21 protein-coding genes are annotated in these 23,117 nt (G+C 71.3%); 6 read left to right on the top strand and 15 right to left on the bottom strand.

Translation table 11 applies throughout. The features are described from left to right. Positions 1–23: 23 nt before the first annotated feature. The 8 genes from ACZ5L9_RS12090 to ACZ5L9_RS12055 all read right to left on the bottom strand — a co-directional run bounded on the left by ACZ5L9_RS12090 (position 24) and on the right by ACZ5L9_RS12055 (position 7,526). Positions 24–728, bottom strand: coding sequence for a DsbA family oxidoreductase (locus ACZ5L9_RS12090; protein ID WP_464527976.1), 705 nt, complete (start codon positions 726–728; stop codon positions 24–26). Positions 729–924: 196 nt separating this feature from the next. Further along, positions 925–1,992, bottom strand: a complete 1,068-nt coding sequence (gene ilvC / locus ACZ5L9_RS12085; RefSeq protein ID WP_464536855.1) for a ketol-acid reductoisomerase — start codon at positions 1,990–1,992, stop codon at positions 925–927. A gap of 39 nt (positions 1,993–2,031) precedes the next feature. Beyond that, the gene (gene ilvN, locus ACZ5L9_RS12080; protein ID WP_464527974.1) at positions 2,032–2,580 is read right to left on the bottom strand and encodes an acetolactate synthase small subunit; all 549 of its coding nucleotides are present in this window, start codon (positions 2,578–2,580) and stop codon (positions 2,032–2,034) included. Positions 2,581–2,662: 82 nt separating this feature from the next. Then, complete coding sequence (locus ACZ5L9_RS12075) at positions 2,663–4,432, bottom strand: acetolactate synthase large subunit (RefSeq protein WP_464527972.1); 1,770 nt, start codon at positions 4,430–4,432, stop codon at positions 2,663–2,665. Positions 4,433–4,703: 271 nt separating this feature from the next. Further along, positions 4,704–5,387 carry a VOC family protein gene (locus ACZ5L9_RS12070; protein ID WP_464527969.1) on the bottom strand — a complete coding sequence of 228 codons (684 nt, stop codon included), beginning with the start codon at positions 5,385–5,387 and terminating at the stop codon, positions 4,704–4,706. A 31-nt stretch (positions 5,388–5,418) separates the two neighbouring features. Continuing rightward, the gene (locus tag ACZ5L9_RS12065) at positions 5,419–6,147 is read right to left on the bottom strand and encodes a GNAT family N-acetyltransferase (protein WP_464527967.1); all 729 of its coding nucleotides are present in this window, start codon (positions 6,145–6,147) and stop codon (positions 5,419–5,421) included. Continuing rightward, positions 6,140–6,421, bottom strand: a complete 282-nt coding sequence (locus ACZ5L9_RS12060) for a hypothetical protein (RefSeq protein ID WP_464527964.1) — start codon at positions 6,419–6,421, stop codon at positions 6,140–6,142. Before ACZ5L9_RS12060 ends, ACZ5L9_RS12065 begins: the two co-directional genes overlap by 8 nt. Before the next feature lie 73 nt (positions 6,422–6,494). Continuing rightward, positions 6,495–7,526: an FUSC family protein gene (locus ACZ5L9_RS12055; RefSeq protein WP_464527961.1), complete on the bottom strand. Its 1,032-nt coding sequence runs from the start codon at positions 7,524–7,526 to the stop codon at positions 6,495–6,497. A 108-nt stretch (positions 7,527–7,634) separates the two neighbouring features. Here ACZ5L9_RS12055 and ACZ5L9_RS12050 point away from each other — a divergent pair, with 108 nt between their 5' ends. After that, positions 7,635–9,329, top strand: a complete 1,695-nt coding sequence (locus ACZ5L9_RS12050) for an APC family permease (RefSeq protein WP_464527959.1) — start codon at positions 7,635–7,637, stop codon at positions 9,327–9,329. On the opposite strand, the gene ACZ5L9_RS12045 is transcribed toward ACZ5L9_RS12050, so the two are convergent. Further along, positions 9,316–10,299 (bottom strand): hypothetical protein, encoded by a 984-nt coding sequence (locus ACZ5L9_RS12045; RefSeq protein ID WP_464527957.1) that lies wholly within the window; start codon positions 10,297–10,299, stop codon positions 9,316–9,318. The two genes, ACZ5L9_RS12050 and ACZ5L9_RS12045, sit on opposite strands and share 14 nt — an antisense overlap. Positions 10,300–10,307: 8 nt before the next feature. Continuing rightward, complete coding sequence (gene ilvD / locus ACZ5L9_RS12040) at positions 10,308–12,155, bottom strand: dihydroxy-acid dehydratase (RefSeq protein WP_464527955.1); 1,848 nt, start codon at positions 12,153–12,155, stop codon at positions 10,308–10,310. Positions 12,156–12,291: 136 nt separating this feature from the next. Here ilvD and ACZ5L9_RS12035 point away from each other — a divergent pair, with 136 nt between their 5' ends. Together ACZ5L9_RS12035 and ACZ5L9_RS12030 are read left to right on the top strand one after the other, a co-directional pair. Further along, the gene (locus tag ACZ5L9_RS12035; RefSeq protein ID WP_464527953.1) at positions 12,292–13,035 is read left to right on the top strand and encodes an HAD family hydrolase; all 744 of its coding nucleotides are present in this window, start codon (positions 12,292–12,294) and stop codon (positions 13,033–13,035) included. Next, entirely contained in the window at positions 13,032–15,623 is a 2,592-nt protein-coding gene (locus ACZ5L9_RS12030) for a glycoside hydrolase family 65 protein (RefSeq protein ID WP_464527951.1), read from the top strand. The genes ACZ5L9_RS12035 and ACZ5L9_RS12030 overlap by 4 nt, the downstream gene beginning before the upstream one ends. 39 nt (positions 15,624–15,662) lie before the next feature. Here the strand turns inward: ACZ5L9_RS12030 and ACZ5L9_RS12025 are convergent, their stop codons facing one another. After that, positions 15,663–16,094, bottom strand: a complete 432-nt coding sequence (locus ACZ5L9_RS12025; RefSeq protein ID WP_464527948.1) for a universal stress protein — start codon at positions 16,092–16,094, stop codon at positions 15,663–15,665. An 18-nt stretch (positions 16,095–16,112) separates the two neighbouring features. Then, positions 16,113–17,207: a WD40/YVTN/BNR-like repeat-containing protein gene (locus ACZ5L9_RS12020; RefSeq protein ID WP_464527945.1), complete on the bottom strand. Its 1,095-nt coding sequence runs from the start codon at positions 17,205–17,207 to the stop codon at positions 16,113–16,115. Positions 17,208–17,225: 18 nt separating this feature from the next. On the opposite strand from ACZ5L9_RS12020, the gene ACZ5L9_RS12015 reads away from it, so the two are divergent. From ACZ5L9_RS12015 to ACZ5L9_RS12005, 3 genes are all read left to right on the top strand, one after another. Beyond that, entirely contained in the window at positions 17,226–18,095 is an 870-nt protein-coding gene (locus ACZ5L9_RS12015) for an EamA family transporter (RefSeq protein ID WP_464527943.1), read from the top strand. 176 nt (positions 18,096–18,271) lie between these two features. After that, a complete protein-coding gene (locus tag ACZ5L9_RS12010) occupies positions 18,272–18,502 on the top strand; it encodes a hypothetical protein (RefSeq protein WP_464527941.1) in 231 nt (76 codons plus the stop codon). Positions 18,503–18,558: 56 nt separating this feature from the next. Further along, a complete protein-coding gene (locus ACZ5L9_RS12005; RefSeq protein ID WP_464527939.1) occupies positions 18,559–19,494 on the top strand; it encodes an alpha/beta fold hydrolase in 936 nt (311 codons plus the stop codon). On the opposite strand, the gene ACZ5L9_RS12000 is transcribed toward ACZ5L9_RS12005, so the two are convergent. The 3 genes from ACZ5L9_RS12000 to ACZ5L9_RS11990 are packed head-to-tail and all read right to left on the bottom strand — an operon-like array spanning position 19,484 to position 23,117. After that, positions 19,484–20,305 carry an ECF transporter S component gene (locus ACZ5L9_RS12000; protein WP_464527938.1) on the bottom strand — a complete coding sequence of 274 codons (822 nt, stop codon included), beginning with the start codon at positions 20,303–20,305 and terminating at the stop codon, positions 19,484–19,486. The two genes, ACZ5L9_RS12005 and ACZ5L9_RS12000, sit on opposite strands and share 11 nt — an antisense overlap. Positions 20,306–20,310: 5 nt before the next feature. Then, the gene (locus ACZ5L9_RS11995) at positions 20,311–21,963 is read right to left on the bottom strand and encodes an ABC transporter ATP-binding protein (RefSeq protein WP_464527936.1); all 1,653 of its coding nucleotides are present in this window, start codon (positions 21,961–21,963) and stop codon (positions 20,311–20,313) included. After that, positions 21,960–23,117, bottom strand: a complete 1,158-nt coding sequence (locus tag ACZ5L9_RS11990; RefSeq protein WP_464527934.1) for an energy-coupling factor transporter transmembrane component T — start codon at positions 23,115–23,117, stop codon at positions 21,960–21,962. The genes ACZ5L9_RS11995 and ACZ5L9_RS11990 overlap by 4 nt, the downstream gene beginning before the upstream one ends.

The raw sequence follows: 23,117 nt of genomic DNA, 5'->3' as shown, positions 1-23,117 counted from the left end.
TATGGCGTACGTCACACCGAGGCTCAGATCGCGCAGCCGTCCGGGCCGCACGCCTCCCCCTCGCCGCCTGCGACGATCGACTCGAGGACGGGGTGGGCGTCGTCCCAGGCGCGCTGCAGGACCTGACCGAACAGCTCGGTCGGCTGGGCACCGGAGATGCCGAACTTCTGGTCGACGACGAAGAACGGCACGCCGGTGGCGCCGTACGCGGCCGCCTGCGCGACGTCGGCGTCGACGTCCTGGTCGAACTCGTCGCTGGCCAGCACCTCGTCCACGCGGGCGGCGTCGAGCCCGACCTCGGCCGCGACCTTGCGCAGCACGTCGTGGTCGGAGACGACCTCGGCCTCGCCGAAGTAGGCGTGCAGCAGCGCCTCCTTCATCTCCCCCTGCCTGCCCTCGGTCTCGGCCAGGTGGATCAGGCGGTGGGCATCGCGGGTGTTGTTGTGCATCGACTGCTCGTGCTTCCAGTGCATGCCCTCCTCGGCGGCCTGGAAGGTGACCCGCTGCTGGGCCTCGGCGGCCTGGGCCGGCGACATGCCGTACTTGCGCCCGAGCATCTGCTGCGCGGTCTCGGTCGGCTCCGTGGGAGCGCCCGGGTCGAGCTGGTAGGAGCGCCAGACGATCTCGACGTCGTCGCGGTGCGGGAAGTCGGCCAGGGCGGACTCCAGGCGGCGCTTGCCGATGTAGCACCACGGGCAGACGACGTCGGACCAGATCTCAATGCGCATAACCACCCAACCCCTGGCCCTCCGGTCTTCTTCCCGCCGCCGGAAATGGCCGATGGCCCACTCTTTCGGAGTGGGCCATCGGAGTCTCCGTCGAGCAGCGCGTGCGGCCGCAAGGCGGAGGAGCGAAGCCGATCTTGAGAGCGGAGCGATCGGCGAGCGACGACAACGCCGCGGACGCTCCGCTGCACGGCGGAGATCAGCGTGCGGCGGAGCCGTCGGTGTAGTCCGCGTCCTGCTGCTTCCAGGAGAAGTGCGAGCGGAGCACCTTGCCGGTGGCCTCGATCGAGTGCTGGGCCTCCTTCTCGCGCAGCTCGAGGAACTCCTTGCCGCCGTTGTCCTGGTCGGCGATGAAGCGCTTGGCGAAGGTGCCGTCCTGGATGTCGGACAGGATCGCCTGCATCGACTCCTTGACCGCCGGGGTCACGACGCGCGGGCCGGAGACGTAGTCGCCGTACTCGGCGGTGTCGGAGACCGACCAACGCTGCTTGGCGATGCCGCCCTCCCACATGAGGTCGACGATGAGCTTGAGCTCGTGCAGCACCTCGAAGTAGGCGATCTCCGGCTGGTAGCCGGCCTCGGTCAGGGTCTCGAAGCCCGCCTGGACGAGGTGCGAGACGCCACCGCAGAGGACGGCCTGCTCGCCGAACAGGTCGGTCTCGGTCTCCTCGGTGAAGGTCGTCTTGATGACGCCGGCGCGGGTGCCGCCGATGCCCTTGGCGTACGACTTCGCGACGTCCCAGGCCTGGCCCGAGGCGTCCTGCTCGACGGCGATGATGTCCGGGATGCCGCGGCCGGCGACGTACTCGCGGCGCACGGTGTGACCCGGGGCCTTCGGGGCGACCAGGATGACGTCGACGCCCTCCGGCACCTCGATGTAGCCGAAGCGGATGTTGAAGCCGTGGCCGAAGACCAGGGTCTTGCCCGGGGTCACGTGCTGGGCCAGCTCGTTGGCGTAGAGGCCACGCTGGTGCTGGTCGGGGGCGAGGATGACGATGACGTCGGCCTCGGCGGCGGCGTCGGCCGGGGTGAGGACGCGGAAGCCCTCGTCCTCCGCCTTGGCGGTGCTCTTGGAGCCCGGCTGGAGGCCGATGCGGACGTCGACACCCGAGTCGCGCAGGTTCAGCGCGTGGGCGTGGCCCTGGCTGCCGTAACCGATGACCGCGACCTTCTTGCCCTGGATCAGGGTCAGGTCGGCGTCGTCGTCGTAGTAGATCTCAGCCACGGGGGCTTCTCCTTCGTGTGTTCTCTTGGATCTGGAAAGAATGAGTGGCGTAGGCGCCGGTGCCGATGGACGGCGGAGCCGTCAGCCGGCGGCCGGCGGCGCCGGCGTCACGACCGGTCGCAGGGAGCGCTCGGAGATCGAGCGCGGCCCGCGGCCGATGGCGACCATGCCCGACTGCACCAGCTCACGGATGCCGAAGGGCTCGACCACGCGCAGGAAGTCGGTGAGCTTGCCGGCGTTCCCGATCACCTGGATCGTCACCGCATCGGTCGCCACGTCGACGACCTTGGCACGGAAGAGCTGGACGGCCTCGAGCACCTGGCCCCGGGTCTCGACGGTCGCGTTGACCTTGACCAGGAGCAGCTCGCGCTGCACCGAGGCGTCGTACTCGAGCTCGACGATCTTGATCACCTCGACCAGCTTGTTGAGCTGCTTGGTGACCTGCTCGAGCGGGGTGTCGCGGACGTTGACCACGATCGTCATCCGGGAGATCTCGGGGTGCTCGGTCGGGCCGACGGCCAGGCTCTCGATGTTGAAGCTGCGGCGGCTGAACAGCGCCGCGATCCGGGCGAGGACGCCCGGCTTGTTCTCGACCAGAACGCTGAGGGTGTGCTTGCCGTCGGTGCTCATCGGTGCTCTCCGTTCGCTCGCAGCGCCGCTGCGAAGTCGCCACGGGCGGACAGGTACGGGCCGCCGCAGCGGTGCGCGTCACTCACAGGTCGTCCTCGTCGAACTTGGGCGCGAGGTCACGCGCGTACTGGATCTCGTCGTTGCTGGCGCCGCCCGCGATCATCGGCCACACCATGGCGTCCTTGTGGACCCGGAAGTCCACGACGACCGGCGCGTCGTTGATCGACATGGCCTTCTCGATGACGCTGTCGACGTCGTCGGCCGAGTCACAGGACAGGCCCACGCAGCCATATGCCTCGGCGAGCTTGGGGAAGTCCGGGATCCGCTTGACCGCGCCGCTGCCACCGCCGTGCTTCTGCAGGTCGGTGTTGGAGTAGCGCTGCTCGTAGAACAGCGTCTGCCACTGGCGCACCATGCCGAGGTTGTCGTTGTTGATGACCGCCACCTTGATCGGGATGTTCTCGATCGCACAGGTGGCCAGCTCCTGGTTGGTCATCTGGAAGCAGCCGTCGCCGTCGATCGACCAGACGGTGGCGTCCGGACGGCCGACCTTGGCCCCCATCGCGGCGGGCACGGAGTAGCCCATCGTGCCGGCGCCGCCCGAGTTGAGCCACGTGTTCGGGTGCTCGTAGCCGATGAACTGCGCGGCCCACATCTGGTGCTGGCCGACGCCCGCGGCGAAGATCGCCTCCGTACCTGCGATCCTGCCCAGCCGCTCGATGACGTACTGCGGTGCGAGCCCGCCGTCGGCCGGCTGGTCGTAGCCCAGCGGGTACTGCTTCTTGATGCCGGCGCAGAACGCGACCCAGGCCTCGTACTCGCCGACCTTGCCCGCGGCCTGCTCGGCCTCGAGAACGGCGATCAGGTCGACGACGACCTCGCGGATGTCGCCCACGATCGGGACGTCGGCGTAGCGGTTCTTGCCGATCTCCGCCGGGTCGATGTCGGCGTGGATGACCGCCGCGCCGGGGGCGAAGCTCTTGAGGTCGCCGGTGACGCGGTCGTCGAAGCGGGCGCCGAGGCTGATGATCAGGTCGGACTTCTGCAGCGCCGCGACCGCGGAGACGGTGCCATGCATCCCGGGCATGCCGAGGTGCTGCGGGTGGCTGTCGGGGAACGCGCCGCGGGCCATCAGCGTCGTGACCACCGGGATCCCGGTCAGCTCGGCCAGCTTGCGCAGCTCGCGGTGGGCGCCGGAGCGGATGGTGCCGCCGCCGACGTAGAGGACCGGCTTGCGGGAGGCCAGCATGAGGCGCGCGGCCTCGCGGATCTGCTTGGCGTGCGGCTTGGTCACCGGACGGTAGCCGGGCAGCTGCAGCTCGCTCGGCCAGCGGAAGCTGGTCATCGACTGCAGCGCCGACTTGGTGACGTCGACCAGCACCGGACCGGGGCGGCCGGTGGAGGCGAGGTGGAAGGCCTCCGCCACCCGCTGCGGGATGTCGGCCGGGTCGGTCACCAGGAAGTTGTGCTTGGTGATCGGCATCGTGATGCCGCGGATGTCCGCCTCCTGGAAGGCGTCGGTGCCGATGAGGGCGGCCGGCACCTGGCCGGTGATCGCGACCATCGGGACCGAGTCCATGTAGGCGTCCGCGATCGGCGTGACCAGGTTGGTGGCACCCGGGCCGGAGGTCGCCATGCAGACGCCGACCTTGCCGGTCGCAGCGGCGTAGCCCTCGGCGGCGTGGCCGGCGCCCTGCTCGTGACGTACGAGGATGTGGCGGATCGTGGAATCCATCAGCGGGTCGTACGCCGGAAGGATCGCGCCGCCCGGGTAGCCGAAGATGGTCTCCGCCCCGGCGGCCTCCAGCGACTTCACCAGGCTCTGGGCCCCGGTGATCGTCTGCTCGCTCATCTCTCGTTCCTCATCTGTGTTTCCACTCAGGCCCACTGCCGTGCTCCCTGACCACACTGCTCCTGACAAGCAAAAACCCCCCGGCCCTGAGGGCAACGGAGGGTGACGCGTCGACCGGCTTCTGGCCCGGTCAGGCGCGTCGCGTGCGTACAAGAATGCTGTGCAGCATGCTCACACCCTAGCCACTCGGCGATCCGACGTCACCCGAGTAGCCCGTGGATCCCGACATGTGAGACGGGAATCCCATTATGTGGCGCAGGTCGCTCCTCCCTCAGACCCCCGATCGGTCCAGCACCGTGCAGATGCAGGCCCGGTTGCCCTGCGGATCGGCGAGCACCCAGAAGGACGGGGCCTCGGCGTCACTGACCAGGGTCCCGCCGGCGGCGAGGGCGGCGTCGACCCGGCGCTGGGCCTGGTCCGCCGGCACCCAGACGTCGGGATGGAAGCGCTGGTGAGGGGTGGCGTGCTCCTCGGTCTCCTGGAACCACATCGTCGGACCGCCGCGGTCGGCCGGGTCGACCAGATCGTCGTCCGCCTGCTGCCCGCTGTCGGTGTAGCCGAGGAGCGCCCGCCAGAACGGCAGGACCTCGGCGCCGGCCCACGAGTCGAGGCCCCAGTCGACGTGCTGCAGGGCGGCCGGCTCGGGATGGGCGCCCGCGTCACGCGCGGCGTCGCTGACCTGGCCCGCCAGGCGCAGGTCCCGGTCGGTGATGCCGCCGACGTCGTGGCTGCTGAGCCGGACCTCGACGTAGCCCCAGCCGACGAGGAGATCGGGGTGGTGGTCGGCGGACTCGGCGAGCGCGCCGATGGCACCGGCCAGCGCCTGGGCGCTCGCGAAGTCGTGCGTACGGTAGCGGGCCGCGATGTAGCGCGGCAGGTGGCGGAAGTCGGCGGGCAGGGCGGCGATGATCTCGTCGACGCCCAGCTTCTGCTTGTCGCTCTCGGAGATGGTCATGCCCTCCACTGTGGCACGGCTCCGAGGGGCGTCACAGGTCTGCGAGCGCCCGGAGCTGCCCCCCGTCGGCGTCGAAGTTGGCCGGATCCAGCCAGCGCTCGTTGCGGGCGCGGATCGCCGGCCAGTCCTCGCCGATGATCGCGTACCAGTCGGTGTCGCGGTTGCGCCCCATCTGCACGCGGGCGTTGCGGAAGCGGCCCTCGTAGGTGAACCCGAAGCGCCGGGCCGCCCGGTGGGAGGGCTCGTTGAGGCTGTTGAGCTTCCACTCGAAGCGCCGGTAGCCCAGCTCGTCGAGGCAGTAGGACTGGATCAGGTGGACGGCCTCGGTCGCGGCCCGGGTGCGGCTCAGCGCCCGGCCGAACAGGACCGAGCCGAGCTCGACCGAGCCGTCGGCGCCGTTGATCGCCATCAGTGAGAAGACGCCCGCCGGAGTCCCGGCGCGCTCCCCCTCATGCGGCAGGATCGCGTACGTGGCGGGGTGGTGCTCGAGTCGGCCCGCGAGCAGCATCCACAGTGCCGGGAGGCTGGTGGGGCGCGGGTCGAGGTAGGTCCAGAGCGCCTCGTCCTCCGGCGCGCAGGTGGCGTCGAAGAGCTCGGCGTAGTGGGCCGAGTGCAACGGCTCCAGGGTGACGTACCGCCCGGTCAGCTCGATCCGCTCGGGCTCGGGGCGAGCCGTCCATCCGTCGACCGCGAGACCGACCGGGTTGCCCCGATCGTCCAGCTCGAAGCGGGTGGGGTCGCGGGGCTGCGGCTCAAGCACGCAGGCGAGCGTAGCCCTCGGCGTCCTCGGGCGAGCAGCGCTGGTGGACGAGCAGGTCGAGCACGCCGACCAGCCGCTCCGGGCCGACGAGGTGCTCGAGGTCGGCGAGGATCACGGCGGCCGGGTCGGCCTCGCCGTTGGCGTCGTAGACGCCGGCGACGTGACCCAGGTCGGTGTGCACGTGCTCCACGGCCGCGAGGCCCTCTTCGGTGCCGACGAGGGCGGCGAGCTGCAGCACGCGGGTGTGCAGCGCTGTCTGTTCGATGGTGGTCATCTCGGTCTCCTTCGGGGGCGGGATCGCCGCCCTTCCACAGAGGAGGTCGGCAGCCGCCCGGCCGACTTGAGATCTACCTCACAGCGATCGCGGGCCGGGACGCACGAGGCCGCACGATCCACCCGATCGCCACCCCGATGACCACCCCGATGAAGGTCTCCAACGCCCGGTCGGTCAGGAGGGGACCGGTCGGCACCGGGCGGACGATGTTGCCCATCAGCAGGGCCAGCGGGGTGATGAAGATCAGTGCGAGGGCGTAGTTGCGTCCGACCACCAGCTCCGCGAGCGCCTGCAGCAGTCCCACGACGAGGATCACCGCGGTGCTGCGCAGATCGAGCTCGAGCAACAGCCAGGCCACGAGCAGCCCGAGGGCGGTGCCGACCAGCCGGTGGACGCCGCGGATCACCTGGGCCGGCAGTGCCCGGGCGGCGAGCGGGACCACCGCGCTGACCATCGCCCAGTAGGGCCGACCGATCGCGAGCGCGTTGGCGAGACTGCCCGCCAGCAGCACGCCGAGGCCGGCCAGCAGCGCGTAGCGCCCCGCGCCGGTGACGGAGCCGCCGATCGGGGCGTCGGTCTCGACGACGTCGCCGCGCCGCGCCCGGCGGACCCAGGCGCCGACGTTGCCGAGCAGGACCGCGAACAGCGCCGTGGCCGTGCAGACCAGGAGCGCCGGCAGGACGTCCGCGAGCCGGCCGGGCACCGAGGCGACGGCGGCGATGCCGAAGACCTGGAAGAGCGAGCCGGGCGGGTGCCAGCCCTCGACAGCGGAGCGGTACGCGGCGGCGGCCGCGACGATCGCTGCCGCTGGGACGGCGAGCCAGCCGCGGTGGTCGGAGGACGCGATCAGCGCGCCCAGCGTGACGCACCCGACCATCCAGGCGCCGGCCACCAGCTGGAGCCGTACGCGGTGGGAGTCGACCCGCTCGCGCCCGTAGAGCGAGGTGAACGCGCCGAAGGCGGCATACATCGTCCAGGTGAGGTGGCCGGTGGCGTCGAGCACCAGGAGCGGCACCAGGACGGAGATCGCCGCGCGCAGCGCAATCCGGTGAGCGCCGTTCGCGGGCGCGATGGCGATCAGGCTGCGCAACACATCCGAGGGCACCGCCTCAGCCTTTCATCCGCCGCGCCCACGCGCACCTCGAGCGCGACGGCCCGACGGCGTCGCTCACCCCGAGGGGTGGGATCTCACGCTCCGGGTACCTGCCGCCCCATGACCAGCATCACGGCACATCGCGACGACGGCGCACCCCCGGAGGCCGGCGCGCCGCTACGCCGACACGTCGGCGTCATCGGACTGCTCTTCGCGAGCGTCGGCTCCATCATCGGCTCGGGCTGGCTCTTCGGAGCGCTGAACGCCTCGCAGCAGGCCGGGCCGGCCGCGACGCTCTCGTGGGCGCTGGGCGGTGTGATGATCCTGCTGATCGCCCTCGTCTACGCCGAGCTCGGCACGATGTTCCCGCTCTCCGGCGGCGTGGTGCGCTACCCGCACCTCTCGTTCGGCTCGTTCGCGAGCTACACCGCCGGGTGGATCACCTGGGTCGCGGTGGCCACGACGGCGCCCATCGAGGTCCTCGGCGCGCTGCAGTACGCCACCAAGTACGCCGACTTCACCAAGCCGCACTGCGTCTCGGCGTGCAGCAGTGACGCACCGGTCACCGTCCACACGCTGACAGCCATCGGCTACGTGGCCGCCGTGATCCTGATGGCGCTGTTCGTGGTCGTGAACTACTTCGGCATCCGATGGTTCGCCCGGCTCAACAACGTGCTGGTCTGGTGGAAGCTCGCCATCATCACGGTCGTCATCGTCGCGTTCCTGGTCACCGCCTTCCACGGGAGCAACTTCCACTCCCAGGGCTTCGCACCCAGCGGGGTCCACGGCATCTTCAGCGCCATCGCGACCGGCGGCATCGTCTTCAGCTTCCTCGGCTTCCGGCAGGGCATCGAGCTCGCCGGCGAGACCGACAACCCGCGTCGCAACGTCCCGATCGCGGTGATCGGCTCGGTGCTCATCACCGGAGCGATCTACGTCCTGCTCCAGGTCGCCTTCATCGGTGCGCTCAAGCCGAGCCTGATCGGGCACGGCTGGTCCAACCTGTCGTTCGAGAACGACTTCGGTCCCCTGGCGGCGATCGCCACGCTGCTCGGCCTGGGCTGGCTGGCGGTGCTGCTCTACGTCGACGCGATCGTCTCCCCCGGCGACACCGGGCTGATCTACACCACCATCACCTCGCGCATCTCGTACGCGATGGCGCGCAACGGCAACGCCCCTCGGGCGCTCGCGCGCACCACCGATCGCGGCGTTCCGATGGTGAGCCTGATCGTGACGTTCATCGTCGGGCTGGTGGTGTTCCTGCCGTTCCCGAGCTGGCAGCAGCTGGTCGGGTTCATCTCCTCGGCGACGGTGATGTCGTTCGCCTCCGGGCCGCTGGTGCTGGCCGCGATGCGCAGCCAGCAGCCCGACCGCGAGCGCCCGTTCCGACTGCCGGGCGGGCACACGATCCCCGTGCTGGCGTTCTGGGCCTCGAACATGATCGTCTACTGGTCGGGCTGGGACGTCGACTGGAAGCTGATGGTCGCCGTGCTCATCGGCTTCGTGATGCTCGGCATCTTCACCCTCGCCGGCCAGGTGCACCTGCCCGACATGGCGTTCAAGTCCGGCGCCGCCTGGGTGCTGCCGTGGCTGGTCGGCATCACCGTGATCTCCTACCTCGGCAGCTTCCCGGACCCGGCCGCGGGCAACCGCGGCGTGCTGAACTTCGAGGCCTCGGCCGCCCTGATGGGGCTGCTCTCGGTGGTGGTGTACGTCCTGGCCTACCGCTTCCGGCTCAGCCCCGAGGAGACCGAGCGGCACATCGCCGAGACCGAGCAGGAGGCCCAGGTCGACGCCGAGGTCATTGGAAGCTGACGAACCGCACCCGCGGACGCAGCGCGAAGACGTCGCGCGCACCCATCCGGTGGACGTCGACCCGGTAGAAGAGCTTGAAGCCGAGGGTGAACCTCTCCGGGCGGACGACGGCGTGGAAGGTCGACCGCTTCTGCCCCGGCGTTCCGAAGCCGTCGACGTGCTGCACCATCGCCAGTCCGGGCCGGCGCCGGATCCGATCGATGTGGCGGATCATGTCGGTGCGGAACTGGTGGAGCACGAAGAGCTTCTGCGGCAGGTGGTGGCGGGCGGTCAGGTCGGCGAGCCACGCCGAGGTGCGGTTGACCTCGGCGGCGTCGACGTGGCCGACCACCCGCCCGGGAACGTCGTGGGGGCTCATCCGCCACTCGGGATCCAACGCGAGACCGACGTATGGGTCGCGCAGCGCCCAGCGCCAGTGCCGCACGATGCTCGGGAAGTCGGAGCGACCGGGCTGGACGTCGAGCAGCAGCAGCGCGTCGTGGCGGTGCGCGGCGGCGATGTAGGGCTCGACCTGCTTGCGGGTGAGGTCATGGCTGAAGTCGCCGTCCTTGCCCGGCGCGGCATCGGCGACGCTGACGATGAGCTCGTAGACGAGCTGCACCGGGCGGCCCGTGCCGGCGAACGCCCGGCCGGCCCGTGCGAGCCGGTGCTGCATCTGGTCGGGTGTCCCGTTGCCGAGCACACCGAGGGCCGAGGTGCCGGCCGTGCCGTAGTAGGCCACCAGGAACCGGTTGCCGCCGAAGATCGCCTGCCGTCCGCCGGGCAGGACCGGTGCCGCGATCGGAGCGCTCGGGCCGGCTGGTGTGGGCGGGGCCGATGGGCGCGCTGCGATGACCGCCTGCGGGTGGGTCGCGCCGCCCGGGTGCCCGGCGATCAGCACGCCGATCGGGGCCGACACGGCGAGCACCCCCGCGAGGACGGCCACGAGGGCCGTCCAGCGCGAGGGTGTCAGGGAGTCCTGCTGGGGCACTCCGCCGATCACTCGGGAACGCGACGGTACGCGCCGTCGGAGGCGGCGGTCGCCATCGACGCGTACGCCCGCAGCGCGGCCGAGACCGGGCGCTGGCGGTCGAGCGGGGTGTACGGCTTCTCCCGCTTCTCCTGACGCAGGCGACGCTCGAAGAGCTCGTGATCGTCGACGTCGAGGTGGATGTTGCGGTTGGGGATGTCGATCACGATGGTGTCGCCGTCCTCGATCAGCGCGATCAGGCCACCGCCGGCCGCCTCCGGGGAGACGTGACCGATGGAGAGCCCGGACGTGCCACCGGAGAAGCGGCCGTCGGTGATCAGTGCGCACTTCTGGCCGAGGCCGCGGCCCTTGAGGAAGGAGGTCGGGTAGAGCATCTCCTGCATGCCGGGGCCGCCCTTCGGGCCCTCGTACCGGATGACCACGACGTGGCCCTCCTCGACCTTCTTCGACAAGATCCCCTGCACCGCGTCGTCCTGGGACTCGAACACGATCGCCTTGCCGGTGAAGGTCCAGATCTCCTCCGGGACGCCGGCGGTCTTGACCACGCAGCCGTCGGCCGCGAGGTTGCCGGTCAGGATCGCCAGGCCGCCATCGGCGGTGTAGGCGTGCTCGAAGTCGCGGATGCAACCCTCGGCGGCATCGGTGTCGAGGGTCGCCCAGCGGTTGTCGGTCGAGAACGCCTCGGTGGTGCGGACGCCGCCCGGGGCGGCATGGAACAGCTCGAGGGCCTGCTCGGACGGCGACTCGCCGCGGATGTCCCATGCGCCGAGCCACTCGTCGAGGTCGGCGGAGTGGACCGAGTGGACGTCCTCGTGCAGGGCGCCGCCGCGGCGCAGCTCGCCCAGCAGCGCGGGGATGCCACCGGCGCGGTGGACGTCCTCCATGTGGAACTTCGGGCTGTTGGGGGCGACCTTCGACAGGCACGGAACCTTGCGCGAGATCGCGTCGATGTCGTGGACGTCGAAGTCGAGCTCGGCCTCGCGCGCGGCGGCCAGCAGGTGGAGCACGGTGTTGGTGGAGCCGCCCATCGCCACGTCGAGCGCGACGGCGTTCTCGAACGCGGCGCGGCTGGCGATCGCACGCGGCAGGACCGACTCGTCGTCGTCCTCGTAGTAGCGCTTGCACAGGTCGACGATGAGGCGCCCGGCCTCCTCGAAGAGCGCCTTGCGGGCGCTGTGGGTGGCCAGCGTGGAGCCGTTGCCCGGCAGCGAGAGGCCGATCGCCTCGGTGAGGCAGTTCATCGAGTTGGCGGTGAACATGCCCGAGCAGGAGCCACAGGTCGGGCACGCGGAGCGCTCGATCGTGTCCAGCAGCTCGTCGCTGACCTGGTCGTTGGCCGAGAGCGACATCGCGTCGACGAGGTCGAGCTTGGGGTGGACCAGGCCCTCGATCGCGGTGGTCTTGCCGGCCTCCATCGGGCCGCCGGAGACGAAGACGACCGGGATGTTGAGCCGCAGCGCGGCCAGCAGCATGCCCGGAGTGATCTTGTCGCAGTTGGAGATGCAGACGATCGCGTCGGCACAGTGCGCGTTGACCATGTACTCGACCGCATCGGCGATCAGCTCTCGGCTCGGCAGGCTGTAGAGCATGCCGCCGTGGCCCATCGCAATGCCGTCGTCGACCGCGATCGTGTTGAACTCCTTCGCCACGCCACCGGCCGCCTTGACCTGCTCGGCCACGATCTTGCCGAGGTCACGCAGGTGCACGTGACCGGGCACGAACTCGGTGAACGAGTTGGCGATCGCGATGATCGGCTTGCCGAAGTCGGAGTCGGTCATGCCGGTGGCGCGCCACAGGGCGCGCGCGCCGGCCATGTTGCGTCCCGAGGTGGACGTGGCTGAGCGAAGCGTGGGCATGCTCCAAGGCTACGCGGTCACGGGCGCTCCCGACGGGCGCGTCCTCCTGCGCGGACGGGCAACGGTCAGGTGACAAGGGCGTGACGAACGATCGCACCCTCTGGACGCAGCGCCTCCGGACGGTCAGCCTGACAGGGTGGCCCGTGAGAACTGGGCGCGGTTCCGCGCCGTGCTCTTCGACCTGGACGGCGTGGTGACCCCCACCGCCGTCGTCCACATGCGGGCATGGGACGAGATGTTCAACGCCTTCCTGCGCCACCACGCACCCGAGCAGCCTCCCTACACCGATGCCGACTACTTCGCGCAGGTCGACGGCAAGCCCCGGTACGACGGGGTCCGGGACTTCCTCCTCGCCCGCGGCATCGCCCTGCCGGAGGGCGAGGCCGACGATCCGCCGACGGCGGACACGGTCCGGGGCCTGGGGAATCGGAAGAACGATGCGTTCAACGCGGTGCTGGAGCGCGACGGGGTCGAGGCGTATCCGGGCTCGGTGGCGTTCCTGGATCACCTGCGCGACCTCGGCACCCCGCTCGCGGTCGTCTCGTCCTCGGCCAACGCAGCCGCGGTGCTGGAGGCGGCCGGCCTACTCGATCGCTTCGCGGTGGTGGTGAGCGGCGCCGTCGCCGAGCGTGAGCACCTGGCCGGCAAGCCTGCGCCGGACACCTTCCTGTACGCCGCCCGTCGGCTGGGCAGCGAGCCGGCCGACGCGGTGGTGCTCGAGGACGCCGTCTCCGGCGTACGGGCGGGCGCGGCCGGCGCCTTCGGCCTCGTGGTCGGCGTCGACCGCGGGGCCGGCCACGACGCGCTCCGCTCCGCCGGGGCCGGGCTGGTCATCGACGATCTCGCCGACCTGATCCCTGGACCGGAGGACGTGGCATGAGGACCGATGTCGGCCCCGACCCGCTCGATCGGGGACGCTTCCCCGCCGACCCGTGGCGGCTGGTCGAGACGGGCTACCGTCCCGACGACCTCGGCGTGACCGAGACCCTGTTCGCGGTCGCCAACGGCTATCTCGGCATGCGCGGGAACGCCGAGGAGGGCCGTCCCTCCTACGCACACGGCACCTTCGTCAACGGATTCCACGAGACCTGGCCGATCCGGCACGCGGAGGCCGCGTTCGGCTTCGCCCGGACCGGGCAGACGATCGTGAACGTCCCCGACGCGAAGATCATGAAGATCTACGTGGACGACGAGCCGCTGACGTTCGGCACCGCCGACCTGGAGGAGTACGAGCGCTACCTCGACTTCCACGACGGCATCCTGCACCGCAACCTGGTGTGGCGCACCCCGTCAGGCAAGAGGGTGCGCATCGAGTCGACCCGGATGGTGTCGATGACCCAGCGCCACCTCGCCGTGCTGACCCTGGAGGTCACCATGCTGAGCGGCAGCGCGCCGGTGGTGATCTCCTCCCAGCTGATCAACCGCCAGGACGGCCGTGACGAGTACCAGAGCGCCACCCACCTGCACGGCGACCAGGTGGATCCGCGCAAGGCCTCGGCCTTCGCCGATCGCGTCCTGGTGCCGGAGATGAGCTACGCCAGCGATCGCCGGCTCATGCTCGGCTACCGCTGCGCCCACTCGGGGATGACGATCGCGATCGCCGCCGACCACCAGCTCCAGACGGTGGACAGCCACGAGGCCGTCAGCCGTGCCGAGGACGACCTGGCGAAGGTCGTCTATCGCGTCGACGCCACCCAGGGCACCCGGATGCGGATCGAGAAGACCGTCACGTACCACACCTCTCGTGGGGTGTCGGTGCGCGAGCTCTCCGACCGCTGCGACCGCACCCTGGACCGTGCGGACCGGCAGGGCGTGCCGCGTCAGATCGAGGAGCAGCGCGACTGGTTCGACCGGTTCTGGGAGGCGAGCGACGTCGAGATCGGCACCCCCGTCGTCGAGGACGGCGATCGGGAGCGTGCCGAGGAGGAGCGACGAGCGCTGCAGCAGGCCATCCGGTTCAACCTGTTCAGCCTCGCCCAGGCCACCGCCCGCGCCGACGGCCTGGGCATCCCGGCCAAGGGGGTCACCGGCTCGGGGTACGAGGGGCACTACTTCTGGGACACCGAGATCTACGTCGTGCCGTTCCTCGCCTACACGCAGCCGGCGATCGCCCGCAACGTGCTCCACTTCCGCTCGGTGATGCTGCCCAAGGCGCGCGAGCGCGCCCGCGAGATGGCCCAGAAGGGGGCGCTCTTCCCCTGGCGCACGATCAGCGGCGAGGAGGCCTCGGCGTACTACGCCGCCGGCACCGCCCAGGTGCACATCGACGCCGACATCAGCTATGCCCTGATGAAGTACGTCCACGCCACCGGCGACCTCAGCTTCCTGGCGCGCGAGGGCATCGACATCCTGGTCGAGACCTCCCGGATGTGGGCCGACCTCGGCTTCTGGCGCCACAACGGCGACCCGACCTTCCACATCCACGGGGTCACCGGGCCGGACGAGTACACCACCGTCGTGAACAACAACCTGTTCACCAACGTGATGGCCCGCTACAACCTCGAGCAGGCGGTCGCGGCCCTGAGGGTGTTGCGCGAGCGCTTCCCGGCCGAGTACCGGCGGGTGATGTCCCGTCTCGACCTGGCCGAGGAGGAGATCGAGGAGTGGGCGCGCTGCGCGGCCGGGATGCACATCCCGTACGACGAGGTCGTCGGGATCCACCCCCAGGACGACTTCTTCCTCGACCGCGAGGTCTGGGACCTGCCCAACACGCCGATGTCGCTGCGCCCGCTGATGCTGCACTACCACCCGCTGGTGATCTACCGCTTCCAGGTGCTGAAGCAGGCCGACGTCGTCCTCGCGCTGTTCCTGCAGGGCGATCGCTTCTCGCTGCAGGAGAAGCGCAAGGACTTCGAGTACTACGACCCGATCACCACCGGTGACTCCACCCTCTCGGCGGTGGTGCAGTCGATCGTCGCCTCCGAGGTCGGCTATCACGAGGCCGCGCTGCGCTACTTCCACGACGCGCTGTACGTCGATCTCGGCGATCTGCACGGCAACACCTCCGACGGCATGCACGTCGCCTCGACCGGTGGGGTGTGGACGGCGCTCGCCTTCGGCTTCGGCGGGATGCGCGACCACGGCGCCCGGCTCAGCTTCGACCCCCGGATGCCGGAGGCCTGGTCGTCCCTGAGCTTCCGTGTGCTGTGGCGCGGCTCGCGGCTCCTGGTCGACCTGGGCCAGGACGAGCTGAGCATCACGATCCTGGAGCAGGACGAGGAGGGCGAGGTCACCCTCAGCGTGCGGGGCGAGGAGTACGCCGTCGGCCCCGATGCGCCGCTGGTGGTCTCGCTGGAGCACCACGGCCCGCGTGCGGGCGGTGCCACCGACGACGAGGCGATCACCGGCGGTCAGCGGCCGGACGGCAGCACCATCACGTCCCAGGTGCCCGACCCGATCCCGTTCCACGAGCTCGGCGAGACCGGCGAGGCGTCGGTGGCCTACGACCCCGAGCAGCCCCACCGCTGAGCGCCTACGGCGACGGCACCACCGTGCCGACCCCGAGACTCAGCGCTCGACCGTGTGCGCGATGTAGACGTCGCACGGCGAGTGGTGCGCGACGTCGCGTGCCACGCTGCCCAGGACGGCCGCGAGGCCCTGCACCCGCTTGTTCCCGACCACGATCACGCCGGCGCCGACCTCCTCGGCGGCGCTGACCAGCACCTTGGCCGCCTTGCCGTACTCGGCCCGCGGGCTCATCTCGAGGCCGGGGAAGTCGCTCCGGAGCCCGTCGATCACTCGCTGGGCCACCTCGACGGCGATGTCGTTGACGCTCATCGGGGCGATGTCGGCCGGCGGCTCGGGCTGCTTCTCGTCGTCCTCGAAGGCGCTCACCACCAGCAGGGCCGCGCCCAGGGCGTCGGCCAGCTCCGCGGCCGTACGCGCGGCCTTCGCAGCGGTCTCGCTCTCGTCAACACCGACAACCACGGTCTTCGTCATGGCTGGAGTTTAATGAATTCACTGTTTTCCGGAAGCCCTCACGACCATCACGTCCGGCAGGTCCGAGACCAGCATGTGCCACGACTCCCCCGCATCCGTCGAGCCCCACACCGCGCCGTTGCGCGCGCCGAAATAGATCCCCGGCGCGGCATCCGGCCCGGCGTCCTCGGTGCACATCGCGTCGCGCATCACCCCGACGTAGAAGTGGTCGGGCAGGCCCCCGTCGCCCGATCCGAGCGGCTCCCACGTCTCCCCCGCATCACGGGAGCGCCAGACCCGGGCCTTGGCCTCGGGTGGGTAGCGGCTGTCGCCGGCGCCGATCGGGAAGGTGAAGATCGTGTCCGGCTCGTAGGGGTGCACGACCATCGCGAAGCCGAAGTCGGTCGGCAGCCCGTCGGCGATCGAGACCCAATGCGCGCCCTCGTCCTCGGAGCGGTAGACCCCGCCGTGGTTCTGCAGGTAGAGCCGCTCGGGGCGCGACGGGTGCCGGGCGACCTTGTGCACGCACTGGCCGAACTCGGGGTACTGCTGGCCCTCGGGCAGGAAGCCGGCCTGGATCCCGTGGTTGCGCGGCTCCCAGGTCTCGCCGCCGTCGTGGGTCTGGTAGACGCCGCCGGTCGAGATCGCCACCGTCACCGAGCCGGCATCGGTCGGGTGCGGCAGGATCGTGTGGAAGGCCTGGCCACCGAAGCCGGCGTTCCACTGGGGGCGGTGCGGGTGGTCCCACAGCCCTCGGACCAGGCCGAAGCTCTCGCCCCCGTCTTCCGAGCGGAAGACGGCACCCGGCTCGGTGCCCGCCCAGACCGTGCGGTCGTCGGCACCGGGCACCAGCTGCCAGACCCGGGCGACGCTCGCGTCGATGTCGTCGGGGAACGTCACCGACGCCTCCTGCCAGGTCGCGCCGCCGTCGTCGCTGCGTCGCACCACCGGCCCGAGCCACAGGCTCGAGCAGCCCGCCAGCAACCGGGTCCGGCCGCCTCGACGGTCGACCATCGAGGAGTAGACCTCCTCGACGTCGAAGTGCGGTCCGTCGAAGCTCCAGGTCGTACGGGCCTCGTCGGACTCACCCAGCCACAGCCCCTTGCGGGTGCCGACCATCAGCTGCGTCGTCATGATCCCTAGCCTGCTCCCGTGACCTCGTCCTTGTCAGCACCCCCGCACCGACCGGTTCCCTCGCCGATCCTGTTGGTGCTGGTCGGGATCGTGTCGGTGCAGTTCGGGGCCGGCATCGCCAAGTCCCTCTTCGACTCGGTCGACCCGACCACGCTGGCGTGGCTGCGGCTGGCGACCTCGTCGCTGGTGCTGCTGGCCTGGGTGCGGCCACGACTGCGCGGCCGGAGCCGGCAGGACTGGCTCGTCGTGCTCGGGTTCGGGCTGGCGCTCGGCACGATGAACTGGGCGATCTACCAGTCCTTCGCGCGGATCCCGCTGGGGATCGCGGTGACGCTGGAGTTCGTCGGGCCGCTGACTCTCGCGGTGGCCGGTTCGCGCCGGTTGCGCGACCTGGTCTGGGTCGCGCTCGCCGGCGGGGGCGTGCTGCTGCTCGGCCTCGAGCCTGGCGACCTCACCGCTGCGGGGGTGGGCTTCGCGCTGCTGGCCGGGACCGCATGGGCGGCGTACATCCTGCTGAGCCGGTCGACCGGCGCGCACTGGCCGGGGATGGACGGGCTGGCCGTCGCCTCGACCGTCGCCGCCGTCGTCCTGACCCCGCTCGCGATGACCCACGCGGGCGACCTCGGCGAGGGCCGGATCCTGCTGCTGGGCGCGCTCGTCGGGCTGCTGAGCTCGGTGATCCCGTACAGCTGTGAGCTGGTCGCGCTGCGCTCGCTGCGACCGGCTGTCTTCGGGATCCTGATGAGCCTCGAGCCGGCTGCGGCGGCCCTCGCCGGCTGGGTGGTGCTGCGCGAGACCCTCTCTGCGGTGCAGTGGCTGGCTCTGGTCTGCGTCATCGTCGCGTCGGTCGGCGCGACCCGGGACTGGGGCCCGGAGCCGATCACCTGATGGCGCCCTGACTCCTGCCTGACCCGGCCGGGCCTCAGATCACCCGCCCCCACCGGTGTCCATCCCGGCGTCGCCCGCTGTTGAAGAATCAGTCATGCGGACACCCTCCCGCGATCGGTGAATGCCTCGTACGGTGGAGGTCGTCCCCACTCATACCGGCCTTCCGGGAGTTCGCGATGTCTCCGTTCCTCGTGCTGCCCCGAGCAATCACCAAGCCGCTGCGCTGGCCGATCGACTCCGTCCGCCAGGCCCGCCACAACGCCTTCGCCGCCCAGGCCGCCCTCGCCGTGCGCCGCGCCGAGCGCGAGGAGGTCGACCAGTTCCTGACCGAGCACGGCCACGTGCCGGTCGTCCAGACCATCGCCATGCCGCGGCAGCGCGCGGAGCGGACCACCACCGCCCGGTGAGCGATCCCACAGCAGCGCCGCTCCACGCCGGCGCCATGCTGGGGAACAATCAGCCCATGACGATCCCGCGCGCCGCAGCCGAGTCCTCGGTCGCCTTCCGCGACGTCCTCTCGGACGACGGCACGCTGCTGCGCGCCTGGACCAACGACCCGGACGGGGTCATCGACGGGCCGACCGTGCTGCTCTGCAACGGCCTCGGCACCTCTCCGTGGACCTGGCCGGCGCTGCTGAGCACCGGCTGCGGCGTCCGGGTGGTCTCCTGGTCGCATCGCGGCACCTCCGGGTCGGATCGTCCGCTCGACCACGAGGACGTCGGCGTGCAGCAGTTCGTCGAGGACGCGCTCTCGGTGATGGACCACTTCGGTCTCACCCGGCCCGCGGTGATGGGCTGGTCGATCGGGGTGAACATCATGTTCGAGCTCGCCGCCCAGCACCCCGAGCGGGTCGCCGGGCTCTTCGCCGTCGCCGGCGTCCCGGGCGACACCTTCTCCACCATGCTCGCGCCGTTCCACCTGCCGCGCCCCGTCGCGCGCGCCCTCACGGTCGGCACCTCGCGGATCCTGCGGACGACCGGTCGGGCCATCACCCCGTTGATGTCGCGACTGCCCATCGGCGGGCGCACGATCGAGGCGCTCGCGCATACCGGCCTGATCTTCACCGTCCCGGACCCGGAGCTGGCTGCCCTCGCGCTGCGAGAGTTCCTCCGCACCCCGATCGAGTGGTACTTCCACCTCGCCATCCGCACCTCCGTGCACGGCCGCGTCTCGCTGCGCCGGATCAAGGTGCCGGCAGTCTTCGTCGGCGGCAGCTGGGACATGCTGGCCGGTGCCCGTCACATGGCCAGTGCCGCCGAGCGGGTGCAGAACGGGCGCTACGTTCAGCTGCACGGCACCCACTTCGTGCAGATGGAGCAGCCCGAGCGGGTGCACCGGCTGCTGCTGGAGTTCCTCGGCCGGCTGCCAGCCGAGACGACCGGCGCGGCTAACCGCTGACGACGTCCGGCCTGACGACGTCCGGTACAGCGTCGACCGCGCCCACCTCGCCGGCGAGGCTCGCGCGCCGCGCGGCCCGTCGCAGCGGCGTGAGCACCGCCGCGCCGAGCAGCACGATCGCGACCGCCGTGGTGATCGCGCGCACGGTGTCGTAGCTGGTGGTCGAGGTGATCAGGGTGTACCGAGCGAACGTCACCAGGTTGGTGCCCAGGGTCGCGGCCGGGTCGAAGGCGAGCTGCTCGTGGTGTCCCGGGATCGCGACGCCGGCGAGCAGCGGCCAGCCCTGCAGATTCAGCAGGAGGCCGTAGAGGTAGGAGACGACCACGCCGTACCCGGCGAGCAGGGCGATCTCCGCCCTGCCACGCGCACGCGGCAGCAGCCCGGCCCCCAGGCCGATCCAGGCCGAGCAGAGCATCTGGTACGGCAGCCAGGGGCCGACCCCGGCCGTGACGAGCGCGCTGACGAACAGGCTCGTACAGCCGAGGACGAAGCCGAACGCCGGGCCGTAGACCCGGCCGCCGAGGATGATCAGGAAGAAGACCAGCTCGACGCCTCCGGTGCCGGCCGAGATCCCGCGCAGCACCGCGTCGATGGCGGTCAGCACGCCGAGGATCGCCAGCACCCGTGGATCGAGCCCGCCCTGGGAGAGCTCGGCCAGGACCACGGCCACCACCACCGGCAGCAGCGCGAGGAAGACGAACGGCGGCTGCACCTGCGTGCTGGACGGGTCGTTGAGCAGCAGCGGCCAGAACAGCGTGATCAGGCCGATCGCACTGGCGATCGTCAGGATCACGACCGAACGCGATGTCATCCGGATCATGGCCGCGGCTGCCCGTCCGCCAGCGCGGCGACCACCTCGTCGACCAGGAGCCAGGGGGTGCCGACCACCTTCATCACCTGCGGGGCGAAGGAGGGCGACTCGGCGACCACGTCGCGCACCGGGCCGTCGGAGACGATCTCGCCGTCGGCCAGGACGACCACGCCGTCCGCGACCTGGGCGGTGAACTCGACGTCGTGGGTCGCGACCAGCACGGCGCGGCCGGCCTCGGCCTGCTCGCGCAGGATCGTGGCGAGGGCCTGCTTGGCGGCGTAGTCGAGGCCGCGGGTCGGCTCGTCGAGCAGCAGGACCGGCGGGTCGGCGGCCAGCACCAGGCTGAGCGCGAGCGCCAGCCGCTGTCCCTCGGACAGGTCGCGCGGGTGACGGTCGTCGGGGATGCCCGGGACGAGCCGGTCGAGGATGCCGCGGGCCCGCGAGCCGCCGGCGGCGCACTCCTCGCCCACCGTCTCCAGGTAGAGCAGGTCTGCGGCGGTCTGCGGCAGCAGCCCGACGTGGGCGCGCCGCTGGTCGGCGCTGAGCCTGGCGGGGTCCTGGCCGGCGACAGCGATGGCGCCGCCGGCGCGCTTCTGACTGCCCTGCATCGTCCACAGCAGGGTCGACTTGCCGGAGCCGTTGCGTCCCATCAGGGCGGTGATCGAGCCGGCGTGGAGATCCAGGGAGACCCGCTCGAGGACGGTGCTCGCCCCACGTGTGACGGCGACCTTCGTAGCCGAGAGCGTCTGGATCGGGGGAGCTCCGGCCGGACGTCGAGCCTGTCGAGACGTCTCGACAGGCTCGACGTCCGGGGAGGCGACGTCCGGGGAGGCGAGGTCCGGGGAGGCGAGGTCCAGCCCGCGGGCGCGGCGCCGGGCGTCTCGTACGGTCAACGGCAGCGGGTCCCACCCGAGCGCGCGACCCAGCGCGACCAGCGGGGGCACCACCGGGGACTCGGCCAGGATGTCGGCCGGCTCCCCCACGGTGAGGCCGCCGGCACCGGTCAGCAGCGCGATCCGGTCCGCGAACGGCACCACCCGCTCAAGCCGGTGCTCGGCGAGCAGGACGCTGACGCCGAGGTCGTGGACCAGCCGGGTGAGCGTGGCGAGGACGTCCTCGGCGGCGGTCGGGTCGAGCGCCGAGGTGGGCTCGTCGAGGACCAGCAGGCGCGGGTGCATCGTCAGCACCGAGCCGATCGCGACCCGCTGCTGCTGGCCGCCGCTGAGGCTGCGCAGGTCCCGGTCGCGCAGCTCGGCGATGCCGAGCAGGTCGAGGGTCTCCTCGACACGACGGCGCATCGTCGCGGGCGGCAGGCCGAGCTGCTCCATGCCGTACGCGAGCTCCTCCTCGACGGTGTCGGTGACGAAGCCCGCGGCCGGGTCCTGGCCGACATACCCGATCTCGGCGGCCCGCTCACGCGGCGGGTCCGCGACGATCGAGCGCCCCTCGAGGAGGACGTCGCCGGCCAGGCTGCCGCCGCTGAAGCGCGGGACCAGGCCGCTGATCACGCCGAGCAGGGTCGACTTCCCGGCCCCGGTGGGGCCGGAGACCAGGACGAGCTCGCCCTCCTCGATCGTGAGGTCGACGCGCTCCAGCACCGGCCGCTCCCGCTCGGGGAGGATGACACTGATGCCGCGGAGCTCCAGCAGCGGGTTCATGCGACCGCCTGCAGCGCGCGGGCCTCCCGCGGGGCGCTGGCCCCGATGCGACGCGGGGCGGGGGCGATCACGGCCGGGAGGAGGCCGATGAGGACACCGACCAGCGCGACCAGGCTGATCTGCGGGGCGAGACCGAGGTCGGGAGACGCGATGGCGTACTGGTGCTGCGCGACCCACGTCCCGATGCCGCCGACGCTGACGCCGGCCAGTGCCACGGCGGTCTCCGGCCAGCGCCACGGGTCGGGTCGATAGACCGTACGGCCGACGCGGCGCCCTGCCGCCACCATCCCGGTGACGCAGACCGCGACGCCGAGGAACAGCACGACCGCGCCCCGGCCGATGTGGGCGGCGTGCCCACCCCCGACGGACAGCGTCCAGGAGCCACCGAGGAAGGTCTGGTCGAGCAACGCGTAGGCCCCGGCGCAGACGCCGAGCAGGCCGACGATCAGCAGGGCGCCGGTCGTCCTGCGCTCGCCGGGAGTGGCGGCGCCGGAGCGGCCGTACCCGCGGGTGTCCATGCCTGCGGCGAGGGTGAGCGAGCGCTCGAGCGCGTCCTCGAGCACGGGGACGACGAAGCGCCGCAGACGGCCGCGGCGACCCGCCTCACCCGCGCGCAGCCGCTGGGCCCGGCGGACCCGCTGCGCGCTCTCGGCCAGCTGGGGCAGCACGCTCACCGCGACGACGACCGCGGTGCCGACCTCGTACAGCGCACTGGGCATCGAGCGGAGCAGCCGCTTGGGGTTGGCCAGCGCGTTGGCCGCACCGACCGCGATGACGATGGTGGCCAGTCGCAGGCCGTCGTAGAGCCCGGCGAGCAGCGACTCGCGCGTCACCGGCCCGAGGAGCGTGATCCCCAGCACCCAGCCGGGCAACGGGATCTGCGGCAGGTCGAGGATCACGGTGCCGCCGAAGCCGCTGCCGAGCAGGATCCGGAAGCCGACCCGGATCGCCACGATGAACGCGCCGGCCACGAGGTAGAGCCGGAAGGTGCGCGCCCACGGCTGATCGGAGCGGCGCGCGCTCACCACGAGCGACGCCACCCCGATCAGCAGCAGGAGCAGGTACGGGTTGGTGGTCTGAGAGGCGTACGTCGCCAGCCCGATCGCCCAGAGCCACCAGGCGATCGGGTGGAGGTCGCGTGCCGGTCGCGCCAT

This window comes from Nocardioides sp. JCM 18998 (assembly GCF_055391535.1).
The sequence above is the reverse complement of the archived record's forward strand: the minus strand, read 5'-3'. Positions and strand labels throughout refer to the sequence as shown.